Origin of the sequence: Thiogranum longum, assembly GCF_004339085.1 — a bacterium.
Lineage (GTDB): Bacteria > Pseudomonadota > Gammaproteobacteria > DSM-19610 > DSM-19610 > Thiogranum > Thiogranum longum.
This window is the reverse complement of sequence record NZ_SMFX01000001.1, coordinates 1238437-1264510: the sequence shown is the minus strand read 5'-3', so window position 1 is coordinate 1264510 and position 26074 is coordinate 1238437. Positions and strand designations below refer to the sequence as shown.

Genomic DNA, 26074 nt, shown 5'->3' with positions numbered 1-26074 from the left:
AGGAAAGCCGCACATGGAAACCCTCAACGTACTGGTCACGGGAGCGAACGGTTTTGTCGGCAGCCATATTCTTGAAGCACTGATGAAAAAGGCTGGCGTAAAACCTGTCGCAGCCTGCCGTGACAGACGAAAATTGCTACCGGCCTATGATGGCGAGATACGCGAGGGCGATCTGCAAGACAAGGCGTATCTTGAAACGCTGCTCGACAATATTGACGTGGTTTGCCACGCCGCTGCCTGGACTTCGGCATGGGGTTACCGCAAGGCGTCGGAGCAGTTGTTTTATCAACCAACAAAAGCACTCATCGAACAGTTACGAAAAAGCAACGTCTCCAGGTTTATTTTTCTCAGTTCGACAAGTGTTGCTGCACCCTATGCCTCGCAGGACCCGATGAGCCGTGCAGATGAAAGCCGCTTGAAGCTCTGGCCGCATATGCGCAATGTGGCGCGCATCGAAAACCACATGCGTGACTGCGACGTCCGTGGCTGCACCATGATCTCTTTACGCACCGGCCTGTTTGCAGGACGACGTTATGGCATCGGATTGTTGTCGTTACTGGTGCCGCGCCTGAAAACACATCTTGTCCCCTGGGTCAGTGGCGGTAAAACCGGCATGCCACTGATAGCCGGTGACGACATTGGTGAAGCATTTGCACTGACTGCCACCGCTACGGGGCTTGAGGGTTACCAGGGCTTTAACATTGTTGGCCCGACCGTCCCCACGGCACGCGAGGTCATTGGCTTTCTGAATGAAAGCTATCAGCTGCCAACACCACACTTCAGTGTTCCCTTTGCAGTCGCCTACCCTTTTGCCCGCAGCATGGAACTGCTGGATCCGGTTATGCCCCGGGAACCCCTGGTCACGCGCAGCATTATTCACCTGCTGGAAGAAACCGGTGCCAGTAATACACGGGCAACAGAAAAGCTGGGCTATCAACCGAAAATACACTGGAAGGAAGCCATTCGCATGCAGATGAACGAAATGGCAACACGGCAGCAAACACCCATGAAGATGTGCAAGCCCATTCCCTCCTGACATCGACAGGCAGATTTGGGTTAACCTTGTCACCATGAGCAGTCATCGCGGGCAAACACGGGACGAAATAATCGAGGCCGCCAGAACACTTTTCTACCGGCGCGGGTACGCCCGAACCTCGTTCAGCGACATCGTCAATCACACTGGCATACAACGTGGCAATATCTACCACTACTTCCGGACCAAGGACGACATCCTCGATGCCGTTATCCGTCAACTCGCCAGCGAATACCGTGCGGCACTATCGGCATGGGATACGGAACTTCCCGACCCGAAAGACCGCTTGCGACGTTTTGTGCACATGGTCATGTCGAACCGGGAGAACCTGATCCGGTATGGCTGTCCGATCGGCTCTCTCAATACCGAACTCGGAAAAGAAACCACCTGCGCAACCAGGGAAAGCGCCAGACAGCTGTTTGATCTGTTTCGTGACTGGCTGGAAGAACAGTTCAGCAAGCTGACTGATCCACAACAGGCCCGCTCACTTGCCCTCCACCTGCTGGGGCGTACCGAAGGCATCAGCCTCATGGGCCACGTTTACCATGACCCGGATTACATCAGCAGCGAAGTTAAAATGATTGAAAAATGGATCGATACACTATAGCTGCCAGTCGATAAACGCCAGGGCTCTGCACATCAGCTGCAACAAAGGGAAGAATGCTGTATGACCACTGTCGCCTTCTGGCGTAGCTGATGCCAGCCCTCTGCGAGAAATTACCATGCCCTATTTCTTGTCGGTGATCGCAACCTTGACGTCCCCGTCTACCTGCACACGGTGCGTCTTGTCCTTTACGCAGTTCATGGTCTTTTTGCCATTCATCTGGCAATCAACCTGGTGCGCACGGGTCCATCCGGTCTGTATTGCAAAACCCCTGTCTTCCTCATCGTCGTAACCAGCGCTGTCTTCATCATCAGGAACGTCCATGTCCTCAACACCCAACACCAGGTTGCTGTAGGAAATCGAGAAACCGCCCTTACTTTTACGCACTTCGGACTTTACCTTGTAGAGCACTGTCTGGTTACCACTCTCGCGCTTCAGTTCGTCGCTGAAACACACAAGCACATCGCCTTCCAGTTCGCATTCCGAAACGGCAGATGGCAGATATTCAACCGGTTTGTTACGAGCTGACCACTTGATGCGGGAAAGTTTTTGCAGAGGCGTGAGTCTGACGGGCGCCTTGACAACTTTTGGGCTGACCTTTGCAACCGTTTTTTTCGGTGCCTTCTTCGCCTTTGCGGCCTTTACCGTTTTTGCTTTTTTGATTGCATCTGCCCGGGCCTGCCTGCGCTGGGCGGATTCAACAGATGCACGCTGCGCTTCGGCAGCAGCCTTGCTGGCATTTTTCTTGCGGCGGGCTTGCATGCGGATCTCCTCCTGCATGTTAATAACCTTGCCACCCGCCATACTGAAACCGTTATCACCTGCCTTCTGATACCAGTTCATCGCCGTCTCATAGTTACGCGGAACACCCTTCCCTGATGCATACAGTTCACCCAGGTAGTACTGGGCCAGGGCACTGGTTTCACTGATGCTGTCCAGCAGATCGCGTGCTCGCTTGTAATCCTTCGAACCGCCATCACCTTTGATGAGCAGAATTGCAAGCCGTGCCTTTGCTTTTTCATTGGACTGTGCTGCAGATTTCTCGAGCCATTTTCTGCCCTCGTCCGGATCCAGCTTCACACCACGACCCTTCAGGTACATCATGCCAATATCGTACTGTGCCTTGCTGTCACCTGATTCTGCACGCTTCAGGGTCGCGGTAAATTTCTTTTTCTGACTCTTGATTCTTCGCAACTTGCTGGCTGCCTGCTCACTGCCATTTTCTGCAGCCCGCTCCAGCCATAACAGGGTTGCATCAAAATCCTGTTCTACGCCGCGCCCGTTAAGATACATGATAGCGACTTCGTACTGCGCATCAGGGTCACCGGCTTCAGCACTCTCCATCTGCTCCTTGAATAACTCGTCCCAGACCCTGGCATTACTTGCTGGAACCGCAAATATTCCTGAAAATGCCAGTATAATCAGTAGCCTGATATATGTAACACCTGATCCACTTGCCATGCCTGTTTCTCCCGGATTAAAAAATATCTACTGTGCTGCTGAAACGCCAGGCAAACACCCTTGTTGAAGCAGATGTAATCCAGAGGTGTTTTATTCAATATCAAACGTCAGGAGAGGAATTAAATGAATTTTGAGTCAACGGGCACATTACCTCTCCTGGCCTTCTACATCGGCTGTAACTCTTTAAACTGTTGTCTATACTGACCGCTGGTCATTTCGTAAGCTCGATGCGATGAAATATTCAGACGATGAAGTAAAACTGGCGGGAGGGAAATAGAACAGGCTGCTGCTCTAGCGAAACAGAAAGCGGGGTGTATTCAGATAGACCAGGAAGCGGGACAGCCATGAAGACCGTGAAGTGGTTTGCGTGGGATCACTGGCTGGCCCGGGTGAGGCAACAGGCGGCGAGTTCTGCTCACATTCCCGCTGCGCGTCACGTGCTCGCTGGAGATTATCAATACGCTCGGAGGCGCGGCGAAGCATGCTTGAATAGTCTTCATAGCCCGCCCTGCTTTCGTCGACGCGTGACGAGCGAAACATAACGCCGGATTTTTTCGGTGTGCTACACACTTTGAAAGTATTGCCTCCGCAAATGCACTTCACCCTGTAGTCAGGGTATCGGCACGGAAAGGGAGAACTTTGTGAAGCCTGTCACAATCCGGGGCAGGCAGGCTCAATCTGAAGGCTTGTCGGCAAATCGACCGACAGCGCAGCTGACAAATGATTTTGCTTTCGCTTTTACGGAATTAACACCACTGGTACTTCCCGACTCAGGGTATCCCAGCACCTCGAGCAGTACACAGACTTCAGCACGCGCCAGTTCATCTCCTGTTACACGCACAATGCCAAGCTCGACATCCACCTGGACCTCATCAACACTATCGAGGCCAGACAGGCGTTTTACAATCGTACCCGCACAGCCACTGCACTTGATGTTTTCAACTTCAATTTCGTAAGACATATCTCAATTACTTACCCCTGCACACTATTAGCTGTTCATTATATATAAAGGTCTATCAAAAAAGCACGCCCAATACGTTTGGGCGCGCTCATGATGGATCAGTACGCTGTTCCAAAATGTGGATCTACATCGTGGCGCAACCGGGGCAGCTTGGCGAGCAGGTGGATTGTGAACAATGGCCCGTAAGGAAATAATTTATATAGGTATTTTTTTCCACCCTTGCCCTTGAATGCCTTTAACAACACACGGTACAGTGGGTAGGCCCTCTGCGCCTCTTCACTGCTCAACTGGCCATACGGGCAGTCTTTGGTTTCAGTGTCTTTCCTGCACTCAGGGTCGTCAAGGCAGTTAACGTACTTCCAGTACACCTCTGAACTGACATAGCCCGGATCCTTTGTTTCACAACAGTAGGTGTAGAAATCAAACAGGAAATTAATAACTTCCCGGTGCTCGTCTGTCAGATCGATACCGACTTTTGAAGCATTGCTGTTGATACGCGCCATAATCTCATCGCGTGGTGTATCACGAACAATAACCGCTGGCGGGTAATCTGCCGGCGGAAGCGCGATGGGATCGAGGATTTCCAGCACGTCATCCAGTTTTTTGTCTCCGACACTCATTTTGAAACTCCTGTTCCAGTTAATAACAATGATTTATTTCACTTCCGGCTAACGGCTACATAGGGTCTTAAAACAAAAAATCAACCGGCGACGGGCAATTGTTTCCGAAAATCCTGCGAGAAAGGCGCATTGAAAAAAGGGGTATTCCGGTGCAGGCTATACTAATGTTTTTGAGCTCTTCTCTACTGTACTTGTGCTCACTGTTTACAGTGAAACAGTAAGTGTTAGTATTCAGATAAAATAGGAGGAAACAAGATGTCTGCCAGTCTGATAAAAGATGCCAAGAAGGTACTGGCCGGTAAGTCCGGTCGTCTTGAAGATGAGGAACTGGAACACCTCGCTCGCGAAATAACCAGGCTCGGATTCAAGATAGGTTTCGCGCGCGCTTATGCGGCGGGCCCGACACTGGTATCCATGCTGATCCATGAGCTGGAGCACAAAGAAGAACAGCTCAACCAGATTCACAAAGCGCTTGGTATCTGATTCTGGTACAAACTTCACCCGAAAACTGTTTCTGCTAACATGCGGGTTGTGGCGGGACGATTCAAAACTTCAATCAAGACACGCGTCCTGGTGGTTACGCTCCTCGCTTTGCTGGCAGGCAGCCTCCTCTATACCCTTCCGCTGCCACAACATGATGGAAACAACAAACAGGCCTCAACGGATATCGCAATTCCTGCGGACCTCCTGAGCACGCCTGTTGACTACGAGCACCAGGTCAGACCCGTTCTGGAACGACGCTGCGTGGTCTGCCATGGCTGTTATGATGCACCCTGTCAGCTAAAGCTTTCCTCGCATGAAGGCCTTCAACGCGGCGCCAGCGAAGAAGCGGTCTATAACCCGGCGCGGATTGACGCCATGCAGCCAACACGTCTGTTTGTGGACGCCAAAAGCACGGCTGAGTGGCGTTCCCGTGGTTTTCACCCGGTACTCAATGAGGGCCTGAAAACACCTGAACAAAACCTGAACAACTCGGTGCTATACCGACTGCTGAAACTGAAACGACAGCACCCACAGCCCCACTCGAAGCGACTTCCGGACAACTTCACCCTGGGGCTCAACCGTGAACAGACCTGTCCTGCCCTGGACGCAGTTGATGAATTTGCAGAGGAGCATCCGTCATGGGGGATGCCCTATGCCATGCCAGATCTGTCTGAACAGGAATACCAGACCCTTGTTTCGTGGCTTGCACAGGGTGCACGTGCGCCCGCACCCGCCGGCCCCTCTGCAGCGGTGGAGCCTCAAATCAATCGCTGGGAAGATTTCTTTAACCGGACATCCCGTAAACAACAACTGGTCAGCCGTTACCTCTATGAGCACCTGTTTCACGCACATATTCACTTTACCGACTCACCGGCGCGGGAATTTTACCGGCTGGTGCGTTCCCGCACACCACCGGGACAAGGCATTGACGAAATCCCGACTGTACGACCTTATGATGATCCGGGCCTTGCCCGATTCTACTACCGGCTGCGGAAATATGTCCCGAGCATTGTTGTAAAAAACCATATCGTCTATGAATTCTCTGGCCAGCGCATGCAGCGCTACCGTGAACTCTTTCTGGACCCGGTATATAAAGTGCAAAAACTGCCTTCCTACCAGCCGGAAACAGCCTCCAACCCCTTCAAGACTTTTATAGACCTGCCCATCAAATCGCGCTACCGGTTTCTCCTGGATGATGCACATTTTTTTGTCGAAGGGTTTATCAAAGGGCCGGTCTGTCGCGGGCAGATCGCACTCGATGTTATCGAAGACCGGTTCTGGGTCATGTTTTTTGACCCGGAGCAATCAGTATTCACCAATGATGCCCAGTTTGTCGGCAAGGTTGCCGACGACCTTCAGCTACCCTCGGAGCGCCGCAGTTCGCTGGATATCACCAGTATCTGGACCGATTACTGGAAACGCCAGCGGCGCTACCTGGAAACCAAGCAGGCCATGTTCGAGAAGATCAACACCCACGATATCGGGCACGCGATGGGCTATATCTGGGACGGTGACGGCAACAACCCCAATGCAGCGCTGACCGTGTTTCGGCATTTCGACAGTGGCTCTGTGTCTTATGGCCTGGCAGGTGTCAACCCGGAAACGGCCTGGATCATTGACTACCCCCTGTTCGAGCGCATTCACTACCTGCTGGTTGCCGGGTACAACGTCTACGGCAACCTGGTCCACCAGGTAAATACACGCGTGTATATGGACTTCCTGCGTATGGAGGGTGAGGATTATTTCCTGGCCTTCTTGCCGGCGGATCGACGCAAGGCCATACGTGACAGCTGGTATAGCGGCCTGCGCACCGGCGTGGAAGAACTATTCAACGCACCGCAAGCGTGGCTACAGGTAGAGTCTGTAAGCGGATACCGGACAGATGAACCGCAGCAGGAACTTTACCAATACATCAAGGAGCGTGTTGCCACCACCACACAACAGGCCATAAACATCAACCGCTGCGGCAGCAGGAATTGCCTGGCAGATTCAACAGACACTGACAGTGTACGCGTTGACAAGGCGATGAACGAGATTGCCCGGATACACGGCGCCAGGCTTCATGCCTTCCCGGACGTGGCCTATGTCAGGGTAAGGATGGACAAACCGGAGCAGGATCTGGCCTACACCCTGGTCCGCAACAATGCCTACAAGAACGTTTCATCTTTTATAGCAGACGAACATGACCGCGACAGATCGGATATTGATCAGGACACCATGACCGTTGTGAACTGGCTGGAAGGTTCGTACCCGAATTTCTTCTTCTCGGTACCTGTCTCCGAAATCGACGCGTTCGCCAGACACTGTGCATCGGTTCGTACTAAACAGGAATTTGAAGCATTCGTTGATAAATATGGTGTGAGACGAACCAATACTGCATTCTGGGAACTGGCCGACTGGTTCCAGGACGAACTGGCGCGAAAACAACCTGTCAGGGCAGGTTTACTGGATCTTAACCGTTACCAGAACCGCTGAAAAACTCCTTCCCTTCCCTGCCTGACCTTCATCCCGCCTGGGCCAGGCGGCGGTCGCAACGACACCAGGTACAGTCACAGTTTTCACGCGGCTGTAACAAAGGCTTGTTACCCCGCGACGCCATTATGTAGTACCAGGCTTTCTTCCACAGGGCGGGCGCATAGGCCCGCTTCATCCAGGCACGGGCATCATTTTCCCGGGCGTACTTGCGCAACGCCGTGGCATAACCCCGCTCACCCAGCCGTTCGTAAAACCAGCGGTTGGTTGCCGCTGCCTGATGGTAGGCCCGCAACCGTTTTTTCCAGACATGTTCATAACGGGCGGGATCACCCTCGGCCAGCGCCCGACCCGCCTCTACCCCGGATATCAGTGCCCAGCGAATGCCAAAACCAAACAGCGGGTCCTGAAACCCCGCGGATTCGCCCGCGTAGAGCATATTGCCTTTACGGGCAGTGCGCGGTAGCGAGAAGTTTCCACCACCGCCAAAACGGCGTGGATTCTTCATACGAACACCCACCTTTTCAGTAAAATATTCGACACACCGTTCCAGGTACTGACGCTCCTTGTGGAAGTCTTCAAACATGCAGGTTGCCAGCGTACCGCGACCTTTACAGACAAGCAGATAAGCGTAACCCTTTGGCGCCAGCTTATCGGAGATAGCTGCATAGGCACCATCCGCCATATCCGTATCGAACAGATAACCGGCGGCAATCGCGTCTGCACGGCGTGGGCCCTGGGTCACAATGCCACCTGACGGGAGTCGGTGCAGCTTTTCACCAAAGCGAATCACCACACCCGCATCCAGGGCCTGCTGCTTGAGCGAGGTATCGAGACAGCCTGCCTCACTACCACGCCGTATCAGGTAGAACAGGGGTTGTGTGGAGCGAAATTCACGTGGAACGCCATCAGGAGAAAAGCAGGTTACCGCGTAGAATGGCGTATGTTCAAAACTGGCCTCAATGCCCATCGTGGCCAGTTCCTCAAGTACATCGATTTCCGTGGTCCAGTTCTCCAGCCCCTGGAAGTCACCGTGGAAGCGTTTCCCAACATCCTCACGTCGTTCACAAACTCGAGCTTTGCGCCCGGAATGCGCCACGGCAATCGCTGCAGCAAGCCCCGCAGGGCCAGCACCTGATATTTCAATGGTATCCGTCATAAATGCAACCCTGAATGCAGCAATTAGAGTTCAATGGTTAACACAGTTCAAGGTTTTTCCAGCTCTTCCCGTCGGCGGTTGAACTCTTCCTCATCAATTTCACCACGCGCATAACGCGCTTTAAGTATTTCCATGGGACTTTTATCCTGCGGTGGTAACCCGCTACCCTGGCTTATGACCTTGACCACGGCAACGATAATTATGATCAACACTATCCAGAAAACCCACATACCCAGTCCCATACCAAATCCCCATCCACCGTCTGATCCGTGCATCATATTTCTCCTCAATGATTGTCAGGCCACAGAGCCACACCAGATTCAAACAGGATCCTCGCCAACAAGTACTTTTGTATCAGAAATAAACCGGTAGGGCGGTATCACCAGGTTTGTCGGTGCAGGTACGCCCTTGAATACTCTTCCTGCCAGATCAAAACGTGATCCATGGCAGGGGCAGAAATATCCCCCCAGCCAGTCACGTCCCAGGTCGGCAGGTGCGACATCCGGTCGGAACGTCGGCACACAGCCCAGGTGTGTACAAATACCGATCACAACCAGATACTCGGCTTTAATGGCACGAAATTCATTTTTCGCATAAGCCGGCTGTTGGGATTCGACCGCTGAGTCCGGATCACGCAGCTTGTCCCGGATAGTCGAAGAACGCAGGTCTTTCAGCATTTTCGGAGTGCGCCGAAGGACCCAGACCGGCTTCCCTCGCCAACTCACGGCAATCTGCTGCCCGGGTTCCAGTTTGCTAAAATCCACCATTACCGGCGCACCGGCCGAGCGCGCTTTTTCACTGGGGTTCCATGACTCAATGAACGGCACCACGGTAGCAACAACACCGACCCCACCCGCCACAGTGGCCGCGGCTATCAGCAAGCGCCGCCGCTTCTTGTCAATTGATTCAGTCATAACTGCATCCTCCCTGGTTTGCCACACAACCTACAACCTGTGCTCTGGGCACAGGTCAAGGATGCCTCCGTCAATCATCTAGTGGGACGACACACGGTTTACTGCGATTTTTCCGGTCATGCCCGCCTCAAGGTGGCCGGGTACAAGGCAGGCAAAATCAAACGTACCGGGCTGGCTGAATTGCCAGATCAGCTCACCTTGCTTCCCCGAATCCAGAGAAATCATATTCGATTCCGTGTGTTTCATCGTCGGCATGGTACGCATCATATCTGCGTGTTCCCTGAGCTCATCGACAGATCCGATGACCATTTCGTGCGTAATCTTCCCGTTGTTTCTGACAATAAAACGTACCGTCTCTCCTGCATCGAAGGTCATGTTGCCTGGTGCGAACCGCATACTATCTTCCATGCTTACTTCTATCGTACGCGTCACTTTTTCCGGGTCACCCGGTTTACCGGCATCCGCCTTATGGCTGCCTTCTTCTGCGTGATTCATGGAAGAGGTAGCATGATCGTGATGCCCTTTGGCATTCACTGCATTTCCGTGATGGGTATCAGTATGTCCACTACCCGCCATGGCAAAGGCAGGCAAGGTGGTAAACGCTATAATCGAAATCATCTTTTTCATTGTAAACCTCTCAGTCGTAGTCGTATTGTTAAATAATCAGAACCAGAACCGCAGACCGGCAACCAATCTTGCCTCACTTGCCTCTTGCCCGGCGCTCTGCGAAAAGTCTTTTGTATCACCATACTTCCTTGCCCATTCAAGCCCCACGTACGGGGCCAGCTCACGACGGACCTCATAGCGCAATCGCAAGCCTGCTTTCACTTCGGAAACCCCGCTACCCAGCCCACGCCGTGTATCGCGCTTTCCATACCAGTCGGCTTCAATTCTTGGCTGTAAAATGAGTTTCTGCGTCAGCAACAGGTCATACGTCGTTTCCAGATTTGCTGCCGTTCGTCCTCCTTCACCAACATACGCGGTCGCATCCACTTCAAACCAGTAAGGCGCCAATCCCTGCACACCAAAGGCCAGCCACCTTCTGTCAGTCCCGTCACCGCTATCGTAGCGAATGCCAAGCTGTGTATCCCAGTAAGTAGCCACTGCATGGCCCCATAACAACTCCGTACTGGCATCCTCGAGCCGGTTACTGTCAACGGTGCCTTCGGCCTTTAACACCGCACGGTCGTAATCCCGACCATACCAGGCCTGCAAGTCGTAGAAACCCGAGGTGATATCGCTTGTTCTGACAGTTTCCAGTCGATCCATAAGGACGAGGTAAAAGTTTTTCTCATCTGCAAATCGCGGACGTGGCACATCGCCGAAATCATAACCATCTGAATAAGCATATGGATCACGTGCATCAGCTGGTGGTGAACCACCCTGCATCAAAGGTGTTTTCACCTGGGGAGTTGATACCTGCGCCTGTACACCGGGTAGACCAAATACCAGTACAGCAGTCATCAGGTAAGTCGCTTGCCTGTTTATCATCGCAGTGCTCTCCGATACTCGCTTAAGCAACATCACGCCACAACCACTTCGCGGAACATTCCCGCATCCATGTGATAAAGAAGATGGCAGTGCCATGCCCAGCGACCGAGCGCATCTGCGGTCACAAGGAAACTGACGCGTTGCGCCGGCTGTACGCTGATAGTGTGGCGCCGGGCCAGAAATTCTCCATCCGCTGTTTCCTGTTCACTCCACATACCATGCAGATGCATGGGGTGTGTCATCATGGTGTCGTTATGCAGTATGACGCGCAGCCGCTCGCCATGGCGGAAATGCACCGGTGTGGACTTGCCGAACTCGAGACCATCGAGCGACCAGGTATAGCGCTCCATATTGCCAGTGAGATGGAGTTCAATTTCGCGTTCAGCGTCACGCGGATCGAGTGGCCCACCGATCGTGTGCAGGTCGGCATAGGTCAATACTCGCCTGCCGTTGTTGCGCAACCCGACACCGGGGTCATCCAGATTTGTGCGTGGCGTATCGACACGCATATCGACGCTGGGTCCGTATTCGGTTCTGGCGTGGCGGGCATGCACCTTGTTGTCACCCATTGCCATGGACCCATGATCCATCGCATCCATCGTCTGCATGCCGCTCATACTCTCTCGCGCCATACTCCCCATCATGTCTGCCATAGTCAGCCATTGCGGCTTGTCAAGCGCCGGTACTTCACCTTCCATATCGATACGTGGCGCCAGTGTTCCTCGCGCATAGCCGGTTCGATCCATGGACTGTGCAAAGATGGTGTAAGCCCTGTCATCCTTCGGCTCGACAATCACATCATAGGTCTCACCCGGTCCGAAACGGAACTCATCAACCGTAACCGGCTCTACATCCTGACCATCAACGTGCACAACCGTCATTTTCAGGCCGGGAATCCGAACATCAAAAAAACTCTGGGTCCCGCTGCCAATAAAACGTAACCGCACACGTTCACCACGCCTGAACAGGCCCGTCCAGTTACCCGAGGGTGTCGTCCCGTTCATCAGAAAGGTGTAGGTATACGCCGAAATATCCGCCAGGTCCGTAGGATTCATTCGCATACGGTTCCACATGCGCCTTTTGTCCATGGCTATACCCAGCCCCTTATCAGATACATCCTTAAGGAAATCACCGGCGGTGAGCTGATTGAAATTGTAGTAATCGCTTTGCTTCTTCAGTTTTGCAAAGACGGCAAGCGGATTCTCGTCGGTCCAGTCAGATAACTGGACGACATAATCACGATCTGCACGAATACGACCTCCCTCGGCGGGATCAATGATTATGGCGCCATACATACCGGTCTGTTCCTGAAAAGCTGTATGAGAGTGATACCAGTAGGTTCCCGATTGCCGGACTTTAAAACGGTAGACAAAGGTTTCACCTGGTGCGATGCCCGAAAAACTGACGCCCGGGACACCATCCATCTGGAAAGGGAGGATAATCCCGTGCCAATGTATCGATGTAGATACCGCAAGACGGTTCGTTACACGCAGGGTAATGGTGTCTCCCTCGCGCCAGCGCAGGATTGGCGCAGGTATTGAACCGTTGATCGTAGTCGCCAGGCGTGGCTTGCCGGTGTAGTTGACCATTGTCTCGGCTATAGTGAGATCAAATTCTTTTCCTGTGAGCACGGGGGCCATGCCTGTTTTTGTCCCGGCAGCCTGCTGAGCCCACACCGGGCTCAGCATGGGGGACAGGCCCAGCATGGCCCCTCCTGCAGCAAGACCCTGTACAAATCGGCGCCGTGAATGATCCGGGATGATATCTGCCTGCGCTAAAGTGCGTTTCATACGAGTATGATCCTCCGTTTAAATATTTCCTGGCAATCTGGCTGGTCAGTGGCGCACAAGCTAGCAGTACACTGCTTTCCCTGACATGACACAACCATTACAATTTTGTCATGGTTGTGTCATCTTCCCGCCATTCAACCCTGCTTAATATGGCGACTAACCCGGCCTGGCAGAAAGATTGGCAATGTTCCGTCACAACGGCCGGAATATCTGGAAGACCTTTTTATAACAACGGGTATTTGCGCGGATTACAGATGAAACTCCTGATCGTCGAAGACGAAAGCAAAATTGGCGATTACCTCCACCAGGGCCTCAGTGAGGCCGGATTTATCGTTGACCTCGCACGTAATGGGCTGGATGGCCATCATCAGGCCATGACTGAAGATTTTGACCTGCTGATCCTTGATGTCATGCTGCCTGACATCGATGGCTGGAAAATTCTCAAATCACTTCGCGAGGCTGGCAGAAATGTGCCGGTACTGTTTCTTACCGCACGAGACAGTGTTGATGACCGCGTCAAGGGACTGGAACTCGGTGCCGACGACTATCTGGTCAAACCATTCGCCTTCTCCGAACTGCTGGCACGGGTTCGAACCCTGCTGCGGCGCGGTGCAACGCCGGTAAATGAAACGAGGTTGAGCGTTGCCGATCTCGAACTCGATTTATTGCGAAGATGCGCAACACGTGCAGGGCAGAATATACAACTCACCGCCAAGGAATTTGCACTGCTGGAACTGCTGGTCAGACGGCAGGGCGAAGTACTACCCCGTTCCCTGATTGCATCACAGGTCTGGGACATGAACTTCGACAGCGACACCAACGTCATTGATGTCGCGATTCGTCGACTCCGCGCCAAGATAGACGAGAATTTTGAACCGAGGTTGATCCATACCCGTCGCGGCATGGGCTACATACTTGACCTTCAGGACGCGAGCTGAATCAGGGACAATGCGGCGCCCACATTCACTAACGCTACGACTCACCGTTTTATTCGGTGTCGTGGCCATTATCGTGTTCTCCGGGTTTGGCTGGCTGATCGAAAGCTCGATCAAACACCACTTCGCCATGGAAGATGCCAAAGAACTCGAAACCATGGCCCAGGCGGTTCACCAGGCAATAGTTTCAAGCACCGAAAATGATGACCCTTCCCTCCTCAGACAGCGATTTGGTGATCTACTGGTCGGGCATCACGACGCATCACTTTACATAACCGACCAGAACGGAAAAGTACACTATTCCAGTTCCGGGCCGGATCTGTCGATGCTTGAAGGCATTGCAGTAAAGACAGCCAAAGATGCCAACATACAGGAATGGACCGATGGCGAACATCGCTTTCATATCCTGGTTCGCAAGATGCGTGACAATACCGCACAAGGTAATCAGGTCTACACCATCGTTGCAGCACTGCCTATAGACTTTCACCTGCAGTTTCTCAAACGCTTTCGCCATACTCTGTGGCTCATGATCGCCAGTGGTTTCGCCATTACCAGCCTCATGGGCTGGGTCGTGGTTCGCTACGGACACGCACCACTGCATCAAATAATTACCCAAATACGCCACATCTCCGCGAATGAACTGAATACGCGTCTGTCGCCGGAAACGGTGCCGCGTGAACTGACCGATCTTGCTGTCTCGTTCAATGAAATGCTTGAGCGCATGGAAGAAGATTTTCGTCGCCTTTCCAATTTTTCTGCCGATATTGCGCATGATCTGCGTACGCCGGTGACCAACATGATGACCCAAACCCAGGTCGCCCTTTCGAAGCCACGTACGATCGAGGAATACAAGGAGATTCTCTTCTCGAATATCGAAGAATACGAGCACATGGCCCAGATGATCAACGACATGCTTTTCCTTGCAAAAGCAGACAATGACCCTGACGACATGAAAACAGCTGAGGTGGATCTGGCAAGTGAAGTGGAGACTCTGTTCGAGTTTTACGAGGCATGGGCCGAAGAGCATGGGGTTAAACTGAAACTTGAAGGCACTGCCAAGGTACCGGGTGATAGACTCATGCTGCAACGTGCATTGGGAAACCTGCTTTCCAATGCGATACGCCACGCATCTCCGGGAGCTACTGTACGGATAGAACTCAGTGCTACAGCTATGAACGAAGCCTATATCGTAATAGAAAACCCTGGCCCGTCAATATCACCCGAACACCTCCCCAAATTGTTCGATCGGTTCTATCGTGTCGACCCGGCCCGGCAGGAGGGTGGTACCGGACTGGGATTGGCCATCGTTAAATCCATCGTTGAAGCGCATGGCGGCAGCGTCAGTGTAACTTCGTCCGAAGGCATTACCCGTTTTCAGGTCATACTACCCACAGGCTAATGACCATGATGGTGAGGTTGCGGCTTTACCTCAAGGTTTTCAATCTCTGTTTCCTCAAGATACTTTACAAACCCCCGACTCAGACGTCTCGCCAGACTCTGTCCGAGGACTGCACCGGATTGCGCAATCGTCTCCTCGATCTGCGCTTCTGTTGCTTCGAGCAAGTCGTAAGTAATATCGACGATATCGCCTTCAACATCGACGCGCTTGATACCCATCATCGACTGGAGCTGTTTAATCAATCCCTCTCTGGCTTCAGCTGACAGTGGCTCCGACAGTTTCAGGCGCCGTCGCTTAAGCACTACCCGGCCTTCCTGTCTGGGGGATTTATGCCCGGCTGTACCTATATACAGATTAGGGTTATCTAAAAACCGCTGTTTGCATTGCTCGGAGCAAAATGAAAAATGCATCCCCAGGTAGTCGATAGACAACTCACGCGGATCCACCATCATGTCACAGACCGGATCCCTGACTTTTGTGTATTCAACACTCATAATTTCCTCACTTGTTGATTGTCCATATCGTTAATGCCACGACATGCACAAGTATAGAACCTGTGCACTACACACAGGTCAATACGGCAAATAACACTACCCCGAGTATAGATACAAAGATCATTTAATTCTTTACCATGCGCGCTATACTAGCGGAACCACGCTGGCCAACAGCAGTCTGACCAGAACCTCAAACAAAAACCAACAAGCGGGTTTCATGAAGACAAAGATCGTCATCATCGGCAATGGTTTCGCCTCCCTGTTTTTTATCGGTTACCTGTTATCACTACCGGTCTTCCCGGTTTTTGCATTCTTTGTGCGACGGATTTATTCACGCTACGACATTACCGTTATTGGCAATGGCCAGTTCATCTATTTCCCGGCCATACCTGAATTCATCACCGGCAAAAAAACGAAGGATGGCATCACGCTTGATATCCGACCCTGGCTGTGGCGTCGCAACATACATTTTATAGATGACCAGGTAGTCGATGTTCAGGATGGTGGAAGAACTGTACTGACCACACAGGGTCGTTACACCAACGATGCCCTGTTCATAGGCACAGGTCCGGCGTTCCGGGTCGATGATATTCCCGGCACAGGCATACATACCTTTTCACCCTGCGGCGGGCCGGATGACATGAATGCCTTCATGCAACGGCTGAACACCCTACAGGAAGGTATTATCTACGTGGGCTTCAAGCTCAATAAACTCGATGGCTTTGTTGCCGGCCGCGGTGGCCAGATGTACGAGTGCGCCTGCCTGTTTGACTATGCCCTGAAAGAAAAGGGCCTGCGCGACAAATTCGAAATTCATCTTTTTTCCCCGGACATTGCGCCGGGGGAAACCGGCGCCATCACCGATCGGCTGCTCGAGCGCGACATTATCCTCGACTACGGCTATGAGCCGGCGGAATTTATCGATGGCGGTATGCGAGACGTAGACGGCACTTTCAGAAAAGCGGACCTGATCCTGTTTACACCCGGCATCAGAGCACCAGACTGGGTACAGCAATCCTGTCTGCCGGTCTCCGTTGGCGGTCATATCGCGGTCGACAGGTTCGGCTGTGTACAGGGCCTGGACAAGGTTTTCGCTGCCGGTGATTGCAGTAATCATGAAAATCCACCGCCCTGGGTGCCTCACCAGGCTCACATGGCGCAATTGCGCTCACAAGCCGCGGCTAAAAATATGCGCGCTGTGTTAAAAGGCAAAGAACCCACACACACCTATCGCTTCGAACTTTCCTGCATTTTGAACATGGAGAACGATGCGATATGGCTGCATGCCGCCAACGATGATAAGCCGCCATTCTGGAATATTTTTCCGCGTCATTCGCGCAAACTCATCACCGTCAAGAACCTGTTTGAGCGACTGTACCTGTTTTATTTGCGTTACCTGTAGGCTGTCAGCATGCCTGCCAGGACTGACTGACAAGAGGACAGACAATAATGACTACCCTTGAAGAATACGGATTACTGCTGGGCCTGACAGTCGGCACCATCGGCTTTGTCCTCAGTCTGTATGCCCTTGCCAGCGCGTTTGGCAAAGCGCGCAAGGAACCGGGCAAGGAGGTACCCGCAACCGCTGGCCAGTTGTCACGCGACCCGGTCTGGGTGCGTTACCACGCCCGCTACTATGGCTACGCGTTACTGTTTTTATCCTTCGATATGGAAATGGCCTACATGTACCCCTGGGCAGTGGTATACAAGCAGGAAGGACTGGTTGCCCTGCTCGACATGGGCGTCTTTCTGGCCATTCTGTTTCTGGGATTACTCTACGGCTGGAGTCAGGGTGCGCTGCGGAGACAATAAATGATTACCGGCGCCCGACAGGGAAAACTGTCCGGATTACGGCGGCTGGTTGCTGGCGCGATGGCCCGTGATCTCAACGTATTCCTCATTCCCGGTCCCGACATTGCCCGCGCCCACGGCCTGGACATTGAAGCGGCCGGACTGCAGCGGGTCGCCAGCCCGCGCCACGCCAGTGTGCTGCTGGTGGTCGGCCCTATTCCCCCGGCGTTGCGGGAAGCCGCAGCCGTAGTTTATGCCCAGATGGTCCGCCCGCGGGCGTTGTTCGTACTGGGTACAGAAGACCTGTCGCCTTTACCAGGCGCTGACGTTGCAACGGGGCTTTCCCAGCAGAATTTGCTCGAAGGTGTGCGTCAACTGCGCCATGTATTTTCCGAAAGCGCCTTCCGCCCGGACGTATCGGACTTCGACGCGCCGGTACTGCAAGTCCGTATCGAATATACCTGCCCGATGCATCCGGAAGTCGTCCGGGACGAACCGGGGTCCTGCCCGAAGTGCGGCATGTTCCTGGTGCCACGCGAAGTCCAGGCCGGCGTTGGGCATACGCATGCGGATCAAGCACAGGCTGATGCCAGTGCGGATACGCAGGTGACACCAGCTCATGACTATCACCACATGGATCACGACGCAGCGGTCGAATATACCTGCCCCATGCACCCGGAAGTCGTACAGAGTGAACCCGGCTCCTGTCCCAAGTGCGGGATGGACCTGGAACCCCGCGAGATACAGGCTGAACCGGCGCACGATCATTCACATATGGATCACGATGCGGCAGTCGAATACACCTGTCCCATGCACCCGGAAGTCGTACAGAGTGAACCCGGTTCCTGTCCCAAGTGCGGGATGGACCTGGAACCCCGCGAGATAACGGCTGAACCGGCGCACGATCATCAACACATGAACCATAGCGCCATGGATCACGATGACATGGGCTTCATGTCCATGATCGACGTTACCAAAGACCTGCCACGCAGTGGTGATGGCCTGCAGATGGAATGGATTGATGCCCCCTTCGGGCCTTTTTTCCCGGGCCTGCCCGGCGGATTACTGCTGACACTGACACTCGACGGAGATACTGTCGCCGGGTCCGAAGCACTCGCGTTGAACGGAAACCGGGAACTGCTCTGCCACTCACCGATGGACGCCACGCACTTCATCGAAAGAATGGCCGACCTGGACCCACTGGCACCCGTTGCCTACCGGCTCCTTGCCTGCCAGGCACTGGAAAAGGCCGCTGGCGAAAAGGTGCCTGCCGAAACGGCACAGGCGCGTGCCGGCGCGCTGGAACGGGAACGTATCGTGAGCCACCTGGGCTGGCTGGCGCTGTTTGGGCAACAAACCGGTTTCGACTGGCTGGTGCAACGCGCAGCAGTACTGCAACTGGATTTCCGGCATGCCGACATGAAACAGGTCGCGGCGCTGAGACCAGCCATACAGTCCCTGATGAAACGCCTGCAACGAACGCCTTTACTGAAATCCCGAATAGCCGGTATCGGCCGGCTGGCGCAGGATACGGCACTGCGCGGTCCCGTGGCGCGCGCCTCTGGAATCAGTGACGATGCACGCAATACGGATAAGACCTTTATCACCTTGGGGTTCACACCAGCCAGGCGTAAAGAAGGCGATGCCCTGGCCCGCCTGCACGTCCGCCTTGATGAAATCACTCACAGCCTGATGCTCATTGAATCCGCTGGCGCCATCGCGGTACCGACACCCCCTCTTCCCGGTGAAGCATCCGGGAGCAGTGAAGCCAGCGTAGAAACACCCCGCGGCCCGGCCCGCCTGCAGCTGACACTGGAGACGGGGCAGGTCACTGCGGCACAACTGGAGACCCCATCCACGCACCACCTCACCCTCATTGCCCCGCTGACCGAACAACAGGAACTGGGTGATGCGCTGGTCGCCGTCGGTTCCCTCGACCTGTCTCCCTGGGAGGTGCGGCAATGACGACCGTGCTCCTGCTGCTGTTACTGGCATTCGGCGCCTACCTGGTCGCTGTCCTGGAAAACTGGACAACGTGCGGACGTTTTCGACTGGCCGCGCCGGTACTTGCCGGCATCGCCCTGCTGGGGCGGGAATCTATCCTGACGCGCAAACCCGACCGGATTTTCTTCGAGGTCGCCCCGGTGCTGCTGTTGCTCTCGGCAGTACTCGCGGCTGCCGTCGTACCGCTGACACCGAACCTGATCATCACCGACCTTGCCACCGGCGCACTGTTCATCAACGCCGCGCTGGTCTATGTACTGGTGGCCCTGCTGATGGCCGGCTGGGGGCCGGACGGCGCCTATGCCATGGTCGGTGGCTGGCGTTTTCTCGGCCAGCTTATTGCCTATTCCATGCTCATTGTGATGCCGATTACTGCGGTTGCGATGCGTGCCGAGTCATTATTTACCACACAAATCGTGATCTCACAGGCGCAGTTGTGGAATGTCCTCTATCAACCACTGGGCTTTGTGCTGTTTTTCATCGCGGCCATGGCACTGGCGTTTCTGCCACCGTTTGACCTGCCAACGGCGAAAGGTGAACTGGCCGGTGGCGTGGAAGCCGAATATACCGGCGTCCGACTGGCGGTGTTCCGGCTTGGACGCCTGGCGTTGATTATTACCCTGGCGGCAGCCACGGTGATTTTCTACCTCGGTGGATGGCAGGGTCCGTGGCTACCGCCCTGGGCCTGGAGTGCCATCAAGATACTGGCAGTGACCGCCACCATGCTGCTGGCCGGACGCATGATGCCGCGCATCCGCGAAGCACACCTGCTGGCCTGGTGCTGGAAGCTGGGCATCCCGCTGGCGCTGCTGAATATCTTCCTCGTCGGTGTCCTCGTACTGGTGTTTCCATAATGACGGCGCAAATGTTCTTTATCGGTTTCTTCGGGCTCGCCGCGGTGTGGTTCGGGGTTGTTGTGTTCCGCACGTTTTCGATGGTGCGCTCTGCGCTGGCGCTGCTGTTCTCACAGACCGCGCTTGGCGCCCTGTTCCTGACTATGCAGGCAGAGTTTCTCGGCGTATTGCAGATCATGATGATGGCCACGGAGATGAGCATCATGGCCATTTTTATGGTGATGTTCATGATGGATCCCGGAGGTCTCGGCGAGATGGAGATGACCCACCAGAAACGCCTGTCACTGGGCACCGGTATCGTTTCCTTTCTCGCTGCTGTAGCCGTCGCTGTGTTTGTGGACTGGGGACCGGTGGCCAACGCTGCACCGGGCGCTGCGCAACAGACGGTCGATCTCGGCCTTGAGCTGCTGGGACGATCGATGCTGATTTTTGAAACCGCCGGTATCACCATCCTCACTGCGATGATTGCAGCCACGGCGGTGTCCATAAACAAACCCCTGGATTCCGGCATACGCCGGAATGACGGTAAGGGTAAGGCATCAAAGAGACCGGCAAACGATGAGCATTGAACTCCTTCTCGCCCTGATGACCGGCGCGGCATTGTTCGGGGTCGGCGTCTACGGCGCCCTGTCACAGACCAACCTGGTGATGATCATGATGGGTATAGAACTGATGCTTGCCGCGGCCATGGTCAACCTGGTGGCGTTCTGGCGTTACCTTCACCCGGATAACCCGGCCGGGCAGATGTTTGTACTGATCATTATGACGGTGATGGCGATCGAGATGGCGGTGGGCTTCGGCATTGCCATAGCGCGCTTCCGCGCCAAAGGTTCGGTGGAAATGGAAGAAGCCGCGGAGTTGAAAGGATGAACCTGATTGCTATCGCCATCCTGGCGCCACTGTCCATGATGGTGTTGATCCTGTTACTGCGGCGTTTACCCGCTGCGCTGGCGTTACTGGGCGCTGCGGTCGGTCTGCTCGCCAGCATCGGATTACTGTCCAATGCCTTTAACGGCATGAGTAGCGAGCTGATCCTGCCCGGCCTGCCGGACATGCCACTACGCCTGGTCGCCACACCCCTGACCGCGCTGCTTTCCACACTGGTTGCTGTCGTCAGCAGCCTGGTGCTGGTCTACGCCGCCGGCTACATGAAACAGGACAACGAAAAGATCCGTTTCTTTGCCACCATGCTGCTGTTTGTCTCGGCCATGCAGACGCTGGTACTCGCCGGTGACTGGATCCTGCTGCTCGCAGCGTGGGAACTCATCGGCCTGAGCAGTTATCTGTTGATCGGTTTCTGGTACCGGCGACCGGGCGTCCGGTCCGCCGCCACCCGTGCCTTCCTGACTACCCGCAGCGCTGACCTTGGACTGTATATCGCGGTGTTCATCCTCATTGCCCATGCCGGCAGCAGCGATATCGCCGTTACGCTGAACACCGGGGGTAACACCGCAGTCGTGGCCGGGCTTTTATTGCTGGTCGCCGCCATGGGCAAGTCAGCGCAAACCCCGCTGCACGACTGGCTGCAACGCGCCATGGCCGGACCCACACCGGTGTCGGCACTGCTGCACTCAGCCACCCTGGTCGCGGCCGGCGCTATTCTGCTGATCCGCACGGCACCGATGCTGCCCGCGGAAACGCTGCTGGTGGCGGCTATCATCGGCGGCATTACCACCGTTGTGACCGGGATGATCGCGCTGGGCGAGCGTGACCTCAAGCGCCTGCTCGCTGCGTCGACCTCAAGTCAGTACGGCTTGATGCTGGTCGCAGTAGGTGCCGGTGTGCCGTTGGCAGCACTGTTGCACCTGATCGCGCACGCCGCGATCAAGAGTTCCCTGTTCCTCGGTGCCGGTGTGTTCCAGCATAGTCGTGAAAGCACCATGCTGACTGAGCTGAAAGGCGCCGGTCGTGACCGGCCGCTGGTATTTTCCGGTTTTGCACTGGCGGCACTGGCGCTGGCCGGCATCCCGCCGCTGAGCGGTTTCTTTTCCAAGGACGCCATCATTGCCGCTGCGCTGTCTTCACCCAACGCCTGGCTGCTGGCCTCGTTCGCGCTGGCCGGGACCCTGCTGACCGGTGCCTACATGGCCCGCGCGTTACGCATCCTGTGGCGTGGCGATCGTCAGCATCGCAATATCGCAGGGCTTGGCTGGATGGGCGCCGGACTGGCGGGACTGGTTACGCTGGCCGTCATTCTCGGCGCCGCCTTCCCGTCCATTGAGACCCTGCTGCACACTGCATTGTCCGAAAACACCCTTGCCCGGATCCTTGGACTGGGCGCTGCACTGAGTGGTCTGACGCTGGGCTGGTTCATCGCCGGGCGACGTCTGCTGGGACCGCTGCTGCCCTGGGCGCAACAGGGCTTTGCCATTGCCGGCGGTTTCGATACCTGGATGGTGCGCCCCGCCCTCGCCATGGCACGCAGCTGCGAACAACTGGAACGCGGCCTGTATAACACGGTACTTGCCGTGGGCCGGTCAGGCCTCGCCATGGGCCGTACCATACGCCGCAGTGACGACCAGGGCATCGACGGCCTGATCTTTTCACTGGTGCGCGGCACGGTCGCACTCGGCCAGCGCGCCCGTACCCTGCAGAGCGGCCTGATCCATCGCGAAATGGCCATCACCGTGGTCGGCACGGCACTGATTCTCGTCACCCTGCTGGTGACTTTACTGGTTTATTGATAAGGAGACGCACGCGTGCTTCCCATTGTGTCCATCACCCTGTTCCTGCCGCTTCTCGGCGCGCTGCTCGTTATGGCCTTGCGCAAGGCGCCGGCGCCGGTCGTGCATACCATCGGCATCAGTACCAGCGGGCTAACACTCGTGGGGGCTCTGTGGATGTGGTCGCGCGGCGTCAACGCAAGCGGTTTTGCCCAGCTCGAACAGTTTGAGTGGATGCCGGCCATCGGCGCGGCCTACCGCGTGGGCGTGGACGGCATCAGTCTGCCACTGGTGCTGCTGAGTGCGCTGCTGTTCTTCCTGAGCTTTATTTATTCAGCCAAAGTGAAGGAACGGCCACACGCCTATGTCGTGTTGATGTTGCTGCTGGAAACTGCCTCGATCGGTGCCTTCACGGCACTGGATGCGATCCTGTTCTATGTGTTCTTTGAAGTGTCACTGGTATCGATGTACTTCATGATTGCCGGCTGGGGTCACGAAGACCGCCAGCGTGCCGCGCTGATGTTCTTCATCTATACCCTGCTGGGCAGCCTGCCGCTATTACTCGCCATCCTCGGGCTGTACCTGGGCAGCGACCCGCATACCTTTGATATGCGCGTCTGGATCGATAGTCCACCGTTAAGCGGCAGCGCGGCCATGCTGGCACTGGTGGCCATGCTGTTCACGTTCGCGGTCAAGACGCCGGTGTTTCCGTTCCATACCTGGCTGCCGGCTGCGCACGTTCAGGCGCCTGCCGCCGGCAGTGTCATCCTCGCCGGGGTGATGTTGAAATTCGGCACCTACGGCCTGATACGTTTTGCCCTGCAGATGACACCGGATGCGTTTCGGGAGGCAGGTATTGTCATCCTGGTGTTCGGTGTCATCAGTGCCATCTACGGCGCCTTTGCCGCGCTGGCACAAACTGACCTCAAACGCCTGGTGGCCTATACCTCGGTCAATCATATGGGCTATATCATCGTTGGTGTTGCCATCGCCGCACTGGCTGTCGATCCTGCAGTGCGCGCCGTGGCCATGGACGGTTCGGTATTGCAGATGGTCAGTCACGGGCTGGTCACCGGCGCCCTGTTCATGCTGGTCGGTATGTTGCAGGACCGCGCCCACACGCGCGAGATGGACCGGTTCGGCGGCCTGCTTAAAATCGTACCGGTACTCGGCTGGTCCTTTGTGCTGGCTGCCTTCGCCTCGCTGGGCCTGCCGGGGCTGGCGCACTTTCCCGCCGAGTTCCAGATCTTCCTGGCGACACTGCGGGTCGAACCTGCTGCCGTGATCGTTATTCTCGGTATCGTCATTACCGCCGGCCTGTACCTGAGAGCGATTGGCAAGGTCTTCCTTGGCGAACCGCGCGAACAGTGGGCCGGCATGGGTGACCTGAATACCCGCGAAGTACTCGCCATCTGCCCACTGTTGATCCTGATCGTGGCGGTAGGCATTGCACCGGCCTGGGTGCTGGATGTCATTCACAAGACGACGGCCGCGTTGCAGTTCTGATGGCAGACGATCTTGCCCTGCTGATCCCCGAGATCACGCTCCTGCTGACCATCGTCTTCGCGCTGGTGGCCGAGATGCTGCGCCTGCCCCGTGTTGCACTGGCCGTCACACTGATCGGCCTGCTGCTCGCCACCGGCCTGACCCTGCCACTGCTGGGCACAGACACCAGCGTGTTCAGTGGCACCTATCGCATTGATACCTTGAGTGTCTGGGCCAAGCTCATCCTGTTACCTGCGACAGCGTTATCCGTTCTGCTGGTACGCGCAGAACTCGCGGGCAGTGATCGCGAAGGTACCGTCTATGTACTGGTCAGCCTGGTCACGCTGGGTTCACTGGTACTGGCCAGTGCCGGTGACACCATGCTGCTGGTGCTGGGTATATTGCTCTCCGGCCTGGCGTCCTTTGTGCTGGTCGCCTGGCTGCGTAACGCTATCGCTACTGAAGCCTCAATGAAGTTTTTCGTGTTTGCTTCGGTCACCGGCGCCATCATGATCTTTGGCCTCAGCTACTGGTTTGGCGGTACCGGTTCGACACTGCTCAGTGATCTGGCCCGCCTTGATACAAAACCGGTGATCGCCGCGGTTGGCCTGATTGGCGTCATCGTCGGACTGGGTTACAAGGCTTCACTGGTACCGTTTCATTTCTGGGCGCCGGATGCGTATGAAGGTGCACCCGTGTCGATCGCCGCTTATCTGTCAGTGGTTCCCAAGATAGGCGCTATCTTTGCTATCGCGCAAGTGGTACGCGATTTACCCCTGAACACAGGTTGGCCCCTGGTCATTGCCGTGGTTTCCGTACTGACCATGACCTACGGCTATCTGGCTGCGCTGGTGCAGAACAATGTTGTGCGACTGCTGGCCTACTCCTCCATTGCACAGGCCGGTTATTTTCTGCTCGGCATTGTCGCTGTTGGAACCAGCACGCTTGCGTTCGAATCCCTCGTTGTTTTTGCCGCCGCCTACGCCGCCATGAATCTGGGTGCTTTTACTGTGGTTATGTGCACCGGCCGAACGCTCGATACGTTCTCTGACATCGGGCGCAAAAAAGTGGCCATGAGCGTGGCGATGGTGGTGTTTCTGCTTTCCCTGGCCGGCATCCCGCCGCTGGCAGGTTTCGTCGGCAAATTTATGTTGTTCGGTGCCTCGATCGACGCGGGGTTCACCTGGCTGGCGGTAGTGGCAATTCTCAACAGTGTGTTGTCACTGGCGGTCTACCTGCGCGTTGTGGTGCCGATGTATCAGCAAGGCGGCGATGCAACGGAGCCACCTCCTGTACCAGCCGCTGAACCGATAATGCCATTGATAAGACTGGTGTGGATCATTGCTTTCATCTTTACATTGGGCATCGGGCTGGCGGCACAGAGTCTGCTCGGACAGCTTGTCTGACGGCTCATGGTGACAGGAACAGTATGGCTTGCACGTCGGGTTCCTGTCAGTTGTC

At 55.2% G+C, this 26074-nt stretch carries 26 protein-coding genes; 15 read left to right on the top strand and 11 right to left on the bottom strand.

Annotated elements, in window-relative coordinates; translation table 11 throughout:
• Positions 1–13 precede the first annotated feature (13 nt).
• Complete coding sequence (locus tag DFR30_RS06395; RefSeq protein WP_132971866.1) at positions 14–1036, top strand: NAD-dependent epimerase/dehydratase family protein; 1023 nt, start codon at positions 14–16, stop codon at positions 1034–1036.
• A 34-nt stretch (positions 1037–1070) separates the two neighbouring features.
• On the top strand, positions 1071–1640 hold the full coding sequence (locus DFR30_RS06390) for a TetR/AcrR family transcriptional regulator (RefSeq protein ID WP_132971865.1): 570 nt from the start codon (positions 1071–1073) through the stop codon (positions 1638–1640).
• Positions 1641–1760: 120 nt separating this feature from the next.
• On the opposite strand, the gene DFR30_RS06385 is transcribed toward DFR30_RS06390, so the two are convergent.
• From DFR30_RS06385 to DFR30_RS06370, 4 genes are all read right to left on the bottom strand, one after another.
• Complete coding sequence (locus DFR30_RS06385) at positions 1761–3098, bottom strand: tetratricopeptide repeat protein (protein WP_132971864.1); 1338 nt, start codon at positions 3096–3098, stop codon at positions 1761–1763.
• Positions 3099–3389: 291 nt separating this feature from the next.
• On the bottom strand, positions 3390–3668 hold the full coding sequence (locus DFR30_RS06380; protein WP_132971863.1) for a hypothetical protein: 279 nt from the start codon (positions 3666–3668) through the stop codon (positions 3390–3392).
• 103 nt (positions 3669–3771) lie between these two features.
• The gene (locus DFR30_RS06375; RefSeq protein ID WP_132971862.1) at positions 3772–4059 is read right to left on the bottom strand and encodes a heavy-metal-associated domain-containing protein; all 288 of its coding nucleotides are present in this window, start codon (positions 4057–4059) and stop codon (positions 3772–3774) included.
• 98 nt (positions 4060–4157) lie between these two features.
• A complete protein-coding gene (locus DFR30_RS06370; protein WP_132971861.1) occupies positions 4158–4679 on the bottom strand; it encodes a hypothetical protein in 522 nt (173 codons plus the stop codon).
• 255 nt (positions 4680–4934) lie between these two features.
• Between DFR30_RS06370 and DFR30_RS06365 the strand changes: the two genes are divergently transcribed.
• Both DFR30_RS06365 and DFR30_RS06360 read left to right on the top strand, forming a co-directional pair.
• On the top strand, positions 4935–5162 hold the full coding sequence (locus DFR30_RS06365) for a hypothetical protein (protein WP_132971860.1): 228 nt from the start codon (positions 4935–4937) through the stop codon (positions 5160–5162).
• Between the two features lie 48 nt (positions 5163–5210).
• A complete protein-coding gene (locus DFR30_RS06360) occupies positions 5211–7637 on the top strand; it encodes a fatty acid cis/trans isomerase (RefSeq protein WP_165869112.1) in 2427 nt (808 codons plus the stop codon).
• 28 nt (positions 7638–7665) lie between these two features.
• Here the strand turns inward: DFR30_RS06360 and DFR30_RS06355 are convergent, their stop codons facing one another.
• The 6 genes from DFR30_RS06355 to DFR30_RS06330 all read right to left on the bottom strand — a co-directional run bounded on the left by DFR30_RS06355 (position 7666) and on the right by DFR30_RS06330 (position 12988).
• Complete coding sequence (locus tag DFR30_RS06355) at positions 7666–8793, bottom strand: NAD(P)/FAD-dependent oxidoreductase (protein ID WP_132971858.1); 1128 nt, start codon at positions 8791–8793, stop codon at positions 7666–7668.
• A gap of 47 nt (positions 8794–8840) precedes the next feature.
• Positions 8841–9071: an SHOCT domain-containing protein gene (locus DFR30_RS06350; protein WP_207891829.1), complete on the bottom strand. Its 231-nt coding sequence runs from the start codon at positions 9069–9071 to the stop codon at positions 8841–8843.
• 42 nt (positions 9072–9113) lie between these two features.
• Positions 9114–9707 (bottom strand): ubiquinol-cytochrome c reductase iron-sulfur subunit, encoded by a 594-nt coding sequence (petA, locus tag DFR30_RS06345; RefSeq protein WP_132971857.1) that lies wholly within the window; start codon positions 9705–9707, stop codon positions 9114–9116.
• A 78-nt stretch (positions 9708–9785) separates the two neighbouring features.
• Positions 9786–10334 carry a cupredoxin domain-containing protein gene (locus DFR30_RS06340; protein WP_132971856.1) on the bottom strand — a complete coding sequence of 183 codons (549 nt, stop codon included), beginning with the start codon at positions 10332–10334 and terminating at the stop codon, positions 9786–9788.
• Positions 10335–10370: 36 nt separating this feature from the next.
• Positions 10371–11198, bottom strand: a complete 828-nt coding sequence (locus tag DFR30_RS06335) for a copper resistance protein B (RefSeq protein ID WP_243640690.1) — start codon at positions 11196–11198, stop codon at positions 10371–10373.
• 32 nt (positions 11199–11230) lie between these two features.
• Positions 11231–12988, bottom strand: coding sequence for a copper resistance system multicopper oxidase (locus DFR30_RS06330; RefSeq protein ID WP_132971854.1), 1758 nt, complete (start codon positions 12986–12988; stop codon positions 11231–11233).
• A gap of 254 nt (positions 12989–13242) precedes the next feature.
• Here DFR30_RS06330 and DFR30_RS06325 point away from each other — a divergent pair, with 254 nt between their 5' ends.
• Both DFR30_RS06325 and DFR30_RS06320 read left to right on the top strand, forming a co-directional pair.
• On the top strand, positions 13243–13926 hold the full coding sequence (locus tag DFR30_RS06325; protein WP_132971853.1) for a heavy metal response regulator transcription factor: 684 nt from the start codon (positions 13243–13245) through the stop codon (positions 13924–13926).
• Between the two features lie 10 nt (positions 13927–13936).
• Positions 13937–15322 carry a heavy metal sensor histidine kinase gene (locus tag DFR30_RS06320; RefSeq protein ID WP_132971852.1) on the top strand — a complete coding sequence of 462 codons (1386 nt, stop codon included), beginning with the start codon at positions 13937–13939 and terminating at the stop codon, positions 15320–15322.
• Here DFR30_RS06320 and DFR30_RS06315 read toward each other — a convergent pair.
• On the bottom strand, positions 15319–15816 hold the full coding sequence (locus DFR30_RS06315) for a YHS domain-containing protein (protein ID WP_132971851.1): 498 nt from the start codon (positions 15814–15816) through the stop codon (positions 15319–15321). The two genes, DFR30_RS06320 and DFR30_RS06315, sit on opposite strands and share 4 nt — an antisense overlap.
• Before the next feature lie 217 nt (positions 15817–16033).
• Here DFR30_RS06315 and DFR30_RS06310 point away from each other — a divergent pair, with 217 nt between their 5' ends.
• Genes DFR30_RS06310 through DFR30_RS06260 form a run of 9 tightly spaced genes read left to right on the top strand, consistent with a single transcriptional unit; the run spans position 16034 to position 26019 of the window.
• Complete coding sequence (locus DFR30_RS06310) at positions 16034–17218, top strand: NAD(P)/FAD-dependent oxidoreductase (protein WP_132971850.1); 1185 nt, start codon at positions 16034–16036, stop codon at positions 17216–17218.
• Positions 17219–17265: 47 nt separating this feature from the next.
• Positions 17266–17628: an NADH-quinone oxidoreductase subunit A gene (locus DFR30_RS06305; protein WP_132971849.1), complete on the top strand. Its 363-nt coding sequence runs from the start codon at positions 17266–17268 to the stop codon at positions 17626–17628.
• Positions 17629–19572, top strand: coding sequence for a heavy metal-binding domain-containing protein (locus DFR30_RS14655; RefSeq protein WP_207891828.1), 1944 nt, complete (start codon positions 17629–17631; stop codon positions 19570–19572).
• On the top strand, positions 19569–20465 hold the full coding sequence (locus tag DFR30_RS06285; RefSeq protein WP_132971848.1) for a complex I subunit 1/NuoH family protein: 897 nt from the start codon (positions 19569–19571) through the stop codon (positions 20463–20465). The genes DFR30_RS14655 and DFR30_RS06285 overlap by 4 nt, the downstream gene beginning before the upstream one ends.
• Positions 20465–21034 carry an NADH-quinone oxidoreductase subunit J family protein gene (locus DFR30_RS06280; RefSeq protein ID WP_132971847.1) on the top strand — a complete coding sequence of 190 codons (570 nt, stop codon included), beginning with the start codon at positions 20465–20467 and terminating at the stop codon, positions 21032–21034. Before DFR30_RS06285 ends, DFR30_RS06280 begins: the two co-directional genes overlap by 1 nt.
• A complete protein-coding gene (gene nuoK, locus DFR30_RS06275; protein WP_132971846.1) occupies positions 21024–21335 on the top strand; it encodes an NADH-quinone oxidoreductase subunit NuoK in 312 nt (103 codons plus the stop codon). The genes DFR30_RS06280 and nuoK overlap by 11 nt, the downstream gene beginning before the upstream one ends.
• The gene (locus DFR30_RS06270) at positions 21332–23149 is read left to right on the top strand and encodes an NADH-quinone oxidoreductase subunit 5 family protein (protein WP_132971845.1); all 1818 of its coding nucleotides are present in this window, start codon (positions 21332–21334) and stop codon (positions 23147–23149) included. The genes nuoK and DFR30_RS06270 overlap by 4 nt, the downstream gene beginning before the upstream one ends.
• A gap of 15 nt (positions 23150–23164) precedes the next feature.
• Positions 23165–24634: a complex I subunit 4 family protein gene (locus tag DFR30_RS06265; protein ID WP_132971844.1), complete on the top strand. Its 1470-nt coding sequence runs from the start codon at positions 23165–23167 to the stop codon at positions 24632–24634.
• Positions 24634–26019 (top strand): NADH-quinone oxidoreductase subunit N, encoded by a 1386-nt coding sequence (locus DFR30_RS06260; protein ID WP_132971843.1) that lies wholly within the window; start codon positions 24634–24636, stop codon positions 26017–26019. The genes DFR30_RS06265 and DFR30_RS06260 overlap by 1 nt, the downstream gene beginning before the upstream one ends.
• Positions 26020–26074: the final 55 nt, after the last annotated feature.